Here is an 8,842-nt window from a genome sequence, read left to right as displayed (position 1 = left end):
GGCACCCGAGGACGTCCAGTAATCGGGAGCCTCTCCGCCTTGCGATGCACGGCACCGGACGACGCGGGCTTAACCGGCAAGATCCGAAAGAGACGGCCTAGAGCGCGGGGTTCTCCCGGACCGTCGCCAGGTCCCCCGACGTCTTCGTCGCGATGAATTCCATGATCCGGTAGGAGCAGACACCGGCGAGGGCGAAGGGGTCCGAGGCCGCGATCCTCTCGACCTCGGCGCGGGAGACTCCGCCGGCCAGGATCACGCCGCCGTCGCGCGGGACCTTGCGGCCCGAGGCGAGGAAGACACCGGCCGCGTAATAGCCGTCCAGCCAGGCGATGTGCGCGTCCATCTCCTCTTCGACGGATTCGAGGGGCGCGGTGTAGGTGAGCTCCATGACGAACATGATCGCCAGGCTACTCTCGCACCACTATGACGAGTGCGAAGACCCCCGCCGACGAGGCCGAGGCCAAGGCGATACAAGACGAACTGCGCGCCCGCGTCGTACTGACCGAGACAGGCCCCCCGCCCGGCGAAGGGCTGGTCGCGGGGGTGGACGTCGCCTACGACGACGAGCGCGACCTGGTGGCCGCCGCGGCCGTCGTGCTCGACGCGGCCACCCTGCGGGTGGTGGAGGAGGCCACCTCCGTCGGGCGCGTCAGCTTCCCGTACGTGCCGGGACTGCTCGCCTTCCGCGAGCTGCCGACCGTACTCGCCGCCCTGGACGCGCTGACCGTCACGCCCGGCCTCGTCGTCTGCGACGGCTACGGCCTCGCCCACCCGCGCCGCTTCGGACTGGCCTGCCACCTCGGCGTGGTCACCGGGCTGCCCGCCATCGGCATCGCGAAGAACCCGTTCACCTTCACGTACGAGGAACCGGGCGCCCGGCGCGGGGACGCGGCCCCGCTGCGCGCGGCCGAGGGCGACGTGGTCGGGCGGGCGCTGCGCACGCAGGACGGGATCAAGCCCGTGTACGTCTCCGTCGGCCACCGGGTCTCGCTGGACAACGCCTGCGCGCACGCCCTCGCGCTGAGCCCCCGCTTCCGCATCCCGGAGACCACCCGGCACGCCGACTCGCTGTGCCGGCGCGCCCTGCGCGAAGCCACCGGCTGACCGACGGGGCCCGGGCCGCCCCGCCGCCTCGCCGCCGCCGTCCCGGGAGCCCCTACTCCTCGGCCGCCACCCGGAAGCGGATGCCCGCCTTCTGGAGCCGGTCCAGCAGTGCGTCGCCCATCGCCACGGCGGTGGTCAGCTGTCCGGAGACCTCGGGCAGGGAGTCGTAGGCGAGGCAGAGCGCCGACTCGGCCAGCATCTTCGCGGTCTCCCCGTACCCCGGGTCGCCGCCCGAGACCTCGGTGAAGACCCGGCGGCCGCCGCCCTCGCCCACGAACCGGACGCTGAACCAGCTGCGCGCCCGCCGCTCCGCGTCCGGGCCCCGGCCCGGCTCCCAGCGGTCCGCGAGCCACCGGCGCACCGGCGGGACCTGGGCCAGCACCGCCACCCCGCCGACCGCCGCCGTACCGCCCACGGCGAAGGGCAGGTGCCGTACGGAGGCGTAGTGCCGGTAGCGGAAGTCGGGGCCGTAGCGCTCCAGCGCGGCCGCGGACCGGGCCACGATCCGGGGGTCCAGCGTGGGCAGCGGCAGTGCCCACGCGCCGGTCTCCCGGCTGAAGCGCGGCGCGCCCACGGGCCCGCGCACCCGCCGGCCCGGCAGTCGGGGCTCGTGCAGCCGCCGGGCGCGGGCGGCGGCCAGGTTCTGCGGACCGCGGCCCAGCGAGGTGAGCAGCGTGGTCAAGGTGCCGCCCGAGAAGAGGGCGTTGGAGCGCAGGAACCCGTCCACGGTCAACGGCACCCCGGCCGGCAGCTGTCCGACCGTGAAGTACGCGCCGAGGTCGGCCGGGATCGAGTCGAACCCGCAGGCGTGGACGATGCGGGCGCCGGTCTCGCGGGCCCGCGCGTCGTGGTCGACGTACATCCGGTCCACGAACTCGGGCTCGCCGGTGAGGTCGACGTAGTCGGTGCCCTCCGCGGCGCAGGCCGCGACCAGCCCGGCCCCGTACCAGACGTACGGCCCCACGGTCGTGGCCAGCACCCGCGTGGAGGCGGCCAGTTCGCGCTGCGCCCCGGCGTCCTCGGCGTCGGCGACCAGCAGGGGCAGGTCCGCGCAGGCCGGTTCGAGGGCGGCGAGCCGCTCGCGCAGCCGCTCCAGCTTCGCCAGGCTCCGCCCCGCGAGGGCCCACCGGCAGCCCGCCGGGGCGTGCGCGGCGAGGTACTCGGCGGTCAGCGCGCCGACGAACCCGGTCGCGCCGAAGAGCACGAGGTCATACGTCCGTTCGTGGTCCGCGGCCTTGCCGGTCGGCCGAACCTCTTCGCTCATCACGGTTCCTCCCCGCTCGCTTGGGTGGCTGAGGCTAGCGTGAGGACCGGCTGTCCGTGTGGGCAGGTTCGGCCTGGGCTGGGAGGAGACCTCCGTGAAGGCTGCGGTGCGCAAGTGGGAGGCGGTCCGGGAGTTCGCCCGGGGGCTGCCGGAGGCCGGGGAGGAGTTCCCCTGGGGACCCGAGGACTGCGTGGTCAAGGTCAACAAGAAGATCTTCGTCTTCCTCGGCAACGCCGACGGCCCGCGGCCGCCGGGGATCTCCGTGAAGCTCAAGGACGAGGCGCTGCACGGCCATGCCATGACCGCGCCCGGGGCCGAGCCGACCGGCTACGGGCTGGGGAAGGCCGGCTGGGTCTCCGTACCGCTGGGGGAGAAGGGCGCGCCCTCCGTCGAGGTGCTGTGCGAGTGGGTGGAGGAGAGCTACCGGACCGTGGCCCTCAAGCGGCACCTCAAGGAACTCGACGCACGGATCGCCGGAAACGAGACATCCGACTAAGCGCTTGCTCTTGTGCTGAGTGGAACAGGTTCCTAGCATCACTGGTGTTACATCAGTTGTGTCACACAGTGGCCACAGTGGTGCCACGGGATGCTGGGGGCTCGATGGCAGTGACAGGGAACGTGACCGGCAGCGGCGGCGGCCCGCTCGCGGGCGTGCGCGTCGTCGAGCTGGCGGGCATCGGGCCGGGCCCGTTCGCCGCCATGCTCCTCGCCGATCTGGGGGCCGACGTGGTCCGCGTCGACCGGCCCGGGGGCGGCGGGCTCGCGGTCAACCCCGCGTACGACATCACCAACCGGGGCAAGCGCTCCGTCCTCGTCGACCTGAAGTCCGCCGACGGCCCGAGCCGCGTGCTGGACCTGGTCGAGCGCGCCGACGTGCTCATCGAGGGCTTCCGCCCCGGGGTCGCCGAGCGGCTCGGCGTCGGCCCGGCCGACTGCCACGCCCGCAACCCGCGGCTCGTCTACGGGCGGATGACCGGCTGGGGCCAGGACGGCCCGCTCGCCCACACCGCCGGGCACGACATCGCGTACATCGCCGTCACCGGCGCCCTCGGCATGATCGGCAACCCGGGCGAGCCCCCGGCCGTCCCCGCCAACCTGGTCGGGGACTACGCGGGCGGCTCGCTCTACCTCGTCATCGGAGTCCTCGCCGCCCTCCAGCACGCGCGGACCCCGGGAGGTGCCGGGCAGGTCGTGGACGCGGCCATCGTCGACGGCACCGCCCACCTCACCGCCATGATCCACGGCATGGTCGCGGCCGGCGGCTGGCAGGACCGGCGCGGGGCCAACCTCCTCGACGGCGGCTGCCCGTTCTACGGCACCTACGAGACCTCCGACGGCGGCTACATGGCCGTCGGCGCGCTGGAGCAGCAGTTCTACGACACCTTCGTGGAGCTCCTCGGCCTCGGGGACCAGGCCCCCGCCCGCAAGGACCTGGCCCGCTGGGGCGAGCTGCGCGAAGCCGTCGCCGCGCGCTTCAAGTCCCGTACCCGCGAGGAGTGGACGGCGGTCTTCGAGGGCACCGACGCCTGCGTGGCCCCCGTGCTCTCGCTGCGCGAGGCCCCGCAGCACCCGCACCTCGCGGCCCGGGGGACCTTCGTCGAGGCCGCCGGGATCACCCAGCCGGCTCCCGCGCCCCGCTTCTCGGTCACCCCGGCCCCCGCCGTGGGCGGCCCCGCGCTGCCCGGCGCGCACACGGAATCGGTGGCGGCGGACTGGGACGTACCGGCGCTGCTGGAGAAGGAGGGCTGATGGAGCTCTCCCTGATGTGTCGCCACCGCCGAGAACTGGCTTTGAGGAGCCCCCGATGAAACGCCAGATCTTCGACGCCGACCACGAGGCGTTCCGCGAGACCGTGCGCACCTTCCTCACCAAGGAGGTGCTGCCGCACTACGAGCAGTGGGAGAAGGACGGCATCGTCAGCCGCGAGGCCTGGCGGGCCGCCGGCCGGCAGGGCCTGCTGGGCCTGGCCGTCCCCGAGGAGTACGGGGGCGGCGGCAACACCGACTTCCGGTACGCGGCCGTGATCGCCGAGGAGTTCACCCGGGCCGGCGCCGCCGGGCTCGCGATCGGCCTGCACAACGACATCATCGGGCCGTACCTGACCTCGCTGGCCACCGAGGAGCAGAAGCGCCGCTGGCTGCCCGGCTTCTGCTCCGGCGAGACGATCACCGCCATCGCGATGACCGAGCCGGGCGCCGGCTCCGACCTCCAGGGCATCCGGACCAGCGCCGAGGACGCGGGCGACCACTGGGTGCTCAACGGCTCCAAGACCTTCATCTCCAACGGGATCCTCGCCGATCTGGTGATCGTGGTCGCGAAGACCACCCCCGAGGGCGGGGCGCACGGCATGTCGCTGCTGGTCGTGGAGCGCGGAGCCGAGGGCTTCGAGCGCGGCCGCAACCTCGACAAGATCGGCCAGAAGGCGCAGGACACCGCCGAGCTGTTCTTCAACGACGTGCGCGTCCCCAAGGAGAACCTGCTCGGCGAGCTGAACGGGGCCTTCGTCCACCTGATGACCAATCTCGCGCAGGAGCGTATGGGCATCGCCATGGCGGGCATCGCCGCGGCCGAGTACCTGCTGGAGATCACCACCCAGTACGTGAAGGAGCGCGAGGCCTTCGGGCGGCCGCTCTCCAAGCTCCAGCACATCCGGTTCGAGATCGCCGAGATGGCCACCGAGTGCGCGGTCACCCGCACCTTCCTGGACCGCTGCATCACCGACCACTCCAACGGGGAGCTGGACCACGTCCACGCCTCGATGGCGAAGTGGTGGGCCACCGAACTGCAGAAGCGGGTGGCCGACCGCTGTCTGCAACTGCACGGCGGCTACGGATACATGACCGAGTACCGCGTGGCGCGCGCCTTCACCGACGGCCGCATCCAGACCATCTACGGAGGCACGACCGAGATCATGAAGGAGATCATCGGCCGTTCCCTGCTGGGCTGACCTCCACCACCGCGCCGACCTCCACCACCGCGCCGGCGCCCACCGACCTCCCCCTGCCTCCGCACCCTCGAAAGGCTTGACCAGTGAGCACCGAAGCTTACGTATACGACGCGATCCGCACGCCGCGCGGCCGCGGCAAGGCCAATGGCTCCCTGCACGGCACGAAGCCGATCGACCTGGTCGTCGGCCTCATCCACGCCCTGCGCGAGCGCAACCCCGGACTGGACCCCGCCACCATCGACGACATCGTGCTCGGCGTCGTCAGCCCGGTCGGCGACCAGGGCTCCGACATCGCCCGGATCGCGGCCATCGCCGCCGGGCTGCCGGACACCGTGGCCGGCGTACAGGAGAACCGCTTCTGCGCCTCGGGCCTCGAAGCCGTCAACATGGCCGCCGCGAAGGTCCGTTCCGGCTGGGAGGACCTGGTCCTCGCGGGCGGGGTCGAGTCGATGTCCCGCGTCCCGATGGCCTCGGACGGCGGAGCCTGGTTCAACGACCCGATGACCGGCTGGGACACCGACTTCGTCCCGCAGGGCATCGGCGCCGACCTGATCGCCACGATCGAGGGATTCTCCCGGCGCGATGTGGACGAGTACGCGGCCCTGTCCCAGGAGCGCGCCGCCGCCGCCATCAAGGAGGGCCGCTTCGCGAAGTCGGTCGTCCCGGTCACCGACCGCAACGGCCTGGTCGTCCTGGACCACGACGAGTTCGTCCGCCCCGGCACCACGGCCGACACCCTCGCCCGGCTGAAGCCCTCCTTCGCGGACATCGGCGAGCTCGGCGGGTTCGACGCCGTCGCGCTGCAGAAGTACCACTGGGTCGAGAAGATCGACCACGTGCACCACGCGGGCAACTCCTCCGGCATCGTCGACGGCGCCTCGCTCGTCGCGATCGGCTCCCGCGAGGCGGGCGAGCGCAACGGCCTCGCGCCCCGGGCCCGCATCGTCTCGGCCGCCGTCTCCGGCTCCGAGCCCACCATCATGCTCACCGGCCCCGCCCCGGCCACCCGCAAGGCGCTCGCCAAGGCCGGGCTGACCATCGACGACATCGACCTGATCGAGATCAACGAGGCCTTCGCCGGCGTCGTGCTCCGCTTCGTCAAGGACATGGGCGTCTCCCTGGACAAGGTCAACGTCAACGGCGGCGCCATCGCGCTCGGCCACCCGCTCGGCGCCACCGGCGCGATGATCCTCGGCACGGTCGTCGACGAACTGGAGCGCCAGGACAAGCGCTACGGGCTCGTCACCCTGTGCGTCGGCGGCGGCATGGGCGTCGCGACCATCGTCGAACGCGTCTGATCCGTCCTGATCCCTGATCCCACCCCTGACACGGAAGTAGCGAAAATGAGCGAGTCCACCACGATCCGCTGGGAACAGGACGAGACCGGCGTCGTCACCCTGGTCCTCGATGACCCGAACCAGTCCGCCAACACGATGAACCAGGCCTTCAAGGACTCCATCGCCGCGATCGCCGAGCGCGCCGAGGCCGAGAAGGACTCCATCCGCGGCATCATCTTCACCTCCGCCAAGAAGACCTTCTTCGCGGGCGGCGACCTGAAGGACATGATCCAGCTGCGCCCCGAGCACGCGCAGCTGGCCTTCGACACCGGCACCGAGATCAAGCGCTCGCTGCGCCGCATCGAGACCCTCGGCAAGCCCGTCGTCGCCGCCATCAACGGCACGGCCCTCGGCGGCGGTTACGAGATCTGCCTGGCCTCCCACCACCGGGTGGCCCTCGACGCCCCCGGCTCCAAGATCGGCCTGCCCGAGGTCACCCTCGGCCTGCTCCCGGCCGGCGGCGGCGTCACCCGCACCGTCCGCCTGATGGGCATCGCCGACGCGCTGCTCAAGGTGCTGCTCCAGGGGACCCAGTACAACCCCCGGCGCGCCCTGGACAACGGGCTGGTCCACGAACTGGCCGCCACGCCCGAGGAGATGCTCGCCAAGGCGCGCGCCTTCATCGACGCGAACCCCGAGTCGAAGCAGCCGTGGGACGTCCCCGGCTACCGGATCCCCGGTGGCACGCCGTCGAACCCGAAGTTCGCCGCCAACCTCCCGGCCTTCCCGGCCAACTTGAAGAAGCAGCTCAACGGCGCCCCGTACCCGGCCCCGCGCAACATCCTGGCCTGTGCCGTCGAAGGCGCCCAGGTGGACTTCGAGACCGCGCTGACCATCGAGGCCCGTTACTTCACCGAGCTGGTCACCGGGCAGACCGCCAAGAACATGATCCAGGCGTTCTTCTTCGACCTCCAGGCCGTCAACGCCGGCCGCAGCCGCCCGCAGGGGATCGCGCCGCGCAAGGTCACCAAGGTGGCCGTCCTCGGCGCCGGCATGATGGGCGCGGGCATCGCGTACTCCTGTGCCCGCGCGGGCATCGAGGTGGTGCTCAAGGACGTCACCGCCGAGGCCGCCGCGAAGGGCAAGGCGTACTCCGAGAAGCTGCTCGACAAGGCGCTGTCCCGCGGCCGTACGACCGAGGCCAAGCGCGCCGAACTGCTCGCCCGGATCACCCCGACGGCGGAGGCCGCCGACGTCGCGGGCTGTGACGCCGTGATCGAGGCCGTCTTCGAGGACACCGCCCTCAAGCACAAGGTGTTCCAGGAGATCCAGGAGTTCCTCACCCCCGACGCCCTGCTGTGCTCCAACACCTCCACGCTGCCCATCACGGGCCTGGCGGAGGGGGTTTCGCGCCCCGCCGACTTCATCGGGCTGCACTTCTTCTCGCCCGTGGACAAGATGCCGCTGGTGGAGATCATCAAGGGCGAGCGCACCGGCGACGAGGCCATCGCCCGCGCCTTCGACCTCGTACGGCAGATCAACAAGACCCCGATCGTGGTCAACGACTCGCGCGGCTTCTTCACCTCCCGGGTGATCGGCCAGTTCATCAACGAGGGCGTCGCGATGGTCGGCGAGGGCATCGAGCCCGCCTCGATCGAGCAGGCGGCCGCCCAGGCCGGCTACCCGGCCAAGGTGCTCTCCCTGATGGACGAGCTGACCCTGACGCTGCCCCGCAAGATCCGCAACGAGACCCGCAAGGCCTTCGAGGCCGAGGGCCGGGCCTGGCCCGAGCACCCGGCCGACGGAGTGATCGACCGCATGGTCGACGAGTTCGGGCGCCCGGGCCGCAGCGGCGGCGGCGGTTTCTACGCGTACGACGAGAGCGGCAAGCGCGCCGGGATCTGGCCGGGGCTGCGCGAGCACTTCAGCAAGCCGGACGCGGAGATCCCGTTCGAGGACATGAAGGAGCGCATGCTCTTCTCCGAGGCGCTGGACACCGTCCGCTGCTTCGACGAGGGGGTCCTGACCTCGTACGCCGACGCCAACATCGGTTCCATCATGGGCATCGGCTTCCCGGCCTGGACCGGCGGCGTCATCCAGTACATCAACGGCTACGAGGGCGGCCTGGCCGGGTTCACGGCCCGGGCCCGCGAGCTGGCCGAGCGCTACGGCGAGCGGTTCACCCCGCCCGCCTCGCTCGTCGAGAAGGCCGAGCGCGGCGAAACCTACGCCGACTGACCGGTTGACCGG

Annotated in this window: 8 protein-coding genes; 6 read left to right on the top strand and 2 right to left on the bottom strand. The window is 71.9% G+C overall.

Annotated features, from left to right (window positions below):
- Positions 1 to 97 precede the first annotated feature (97 nt).
- A complete protein-coding gene (locus ACWGDE_RS32205) occupies positions 98 to 397 on the bottom strand; it encodes a YciI family protein (RefSeq protein ID WP_453392576.1) in 300 nt (99 codons plus the stop codon).
- Between the two features lie 26 nt (positions 398 to 423).
- Between ACWGDE_RS32205 and ACWGDE_RS32200 the strand changes: the two genes are divergently transcribed.
- Positions 424 to 1,104, top strand: coding sequence for an endonuclease V (locus tag ACWGDE_RS32200; RefSeq protein WP_453392575.1), 681 nt, complete (start codon positions 424 to 426; stop codon positions 1,102 to 1,104).
- Between the two features lie 52 nt (positions 1,105 to 1,156).
- On the opposite strand, the gene ACWGDE_RS32195 is transcribed toward ACWGDE_RS32200, so the two are convergent.
- A complete protein-coding gene (locus tag ACWGDE_RS32195; protein WP_453392574.1) occupies positions 1,157 to 2,368 on the bottom strand; it encodes a saccharopine dehydrogenase family protein in 1,212 nt (403 codons plus the stop codon).
- 58 nt (positions 2,369 to 2,426) lie between these two features.
- Here ACWGDE_RS32195 and ACWGDE_RS32190 point away from each other — a divergent pair, with 58 nt between their 5' ends.
- The 5 genes from ACWGDE_RS32190 (at position 2,427) to ACWGDE_RS32170 (ending at position 8,830) form a co-directional block, all read left to right on the top strand.
- Entirely contained in the window at positions 2,427 to 2,864 is a 438-nt protein-coding gene (locus tag ACWGDE_RS32190) for an MmcQ/YjbR family DNA-binding protein (RefSeq protein ID WP_453392573.1), read from the top strand.
- A 104-nt stretch (positions 2,865 to 2,968) separates the two neighbouring features.
- Positions 2,969 to 4,117, top strand: a complete 1,149-nt coding sequence (locus tag ACWGDE_RS32185) for a CaiB/BaiF CoA transferase family protein (RefSeq protein ID WP_453392572.1) — start codon at positions 2,969 to 2,971, stop codon at positions 4,115 to 4,117.
- Positions 4,118 to 4,172: 55 nt separating this feature from the next.
- Positions 4,173 to 5,315, top strand: a complete 1,143-nt coding sequence (locus ACWGDE_RS32180; RefSeq protein WP_453392571.1) for an acyl-CoA dehydrogenase family protein — start codon at positions 4,173 to 4,175, stop codon at positions 5,313 to 5,315.
- Positions 5,316 to 5,398: 83 nt separating this feature from the next.
- Positions 5,399 to 6,613, top strand: a complete 1,215-nt coding sequence (locus ACWGDE_RS32175; RefSeq protein ID WP_453392570.1) for an acetyl-CoA C-acetyltransferase — start codon at positions 5,399 to 5,401, stop codon at positions 6,611 to 6,613.
- Positions 6,614 to 6,658: 45 nt separating this feature from the next.
- Entirely contained in the window at positions 6,659 to 8,830 is a 2,172-nt protein-coding gene (locus ACWGDE_RS32170) for a 3-hydroxyacyl-CoA dehydrogenase NAD-binding domain-containing protein (RefSeq protein ID WP_453392569.1), read from the top strand.
- Positions 8,831 to 8,842 lie beyond the last annotated feature (12 nt).

It is taken from the genome of Streptomyces sp. NPDC054956 (assembly GCF_053609185.1).
This window is presented reverse-complemented; position numbering and strand designations above follow the sequence as displayed.